Origin of the sequence: Paraburkholderia sp. SIMBA_053 (assembly GCF_046534895.1) — a bacterium.
GTDB classification, from domain to species: Bacteria; Pseudomonadota; Gammaproteobacteria; order Burkholderiales; family Burkholderiaceae; genus Paraburkholderia; species Paraburkholderia caledonica.
In genome coordinates this window covers 1-267 of record NZ_JAWRXU010000799.1, presented here as the reverse complement: position 1 = coordinate 267, position 267 = coordinate 1, and the positions used below count along the sequence as shown (strand labels likewise).

Annotated in this window: 1 protein-coding gene; it reads right to left on the bottom strand. The window is 59.2% G+C overall.

The genetic code is table 11. The features are described 5' to 3' along the window. Positions 1-29: 29 nt before the first annotated feature. Positions 30-267: DUF2135 domain-containing protein (locus SB753_RS37780; protein WP_410805250.1), on the bottom strand; the 238-nt coding region annotated here is incomplete at its 5' end.

Genomic DNA, 267 nt, shown 5'->3' with positions numbered 1-267 from the left:
GCTTCATCGTTACTGCTCCCGTCCCGCTATCAAAGTCGCTCGCTCTTCACGAGCATCAGGTCGCCGATTTTGCGCAGCGGCACCATCATCGTTTCGCGCCGTTCGTTCGGCGTGTTTTCGTTGAAGACCAGCGTCAACGTCGCGGTGATCACGTCGCGGTCGTGCGCGGCGGCGTCGAAGTTGTAGCCGGTCGAATCGAAATTGCCCCAGTAGTTCAGAAAGAAAAGCCACGTGCCATGCTCCGGCGCCGCCGACGAAAAAATCCCC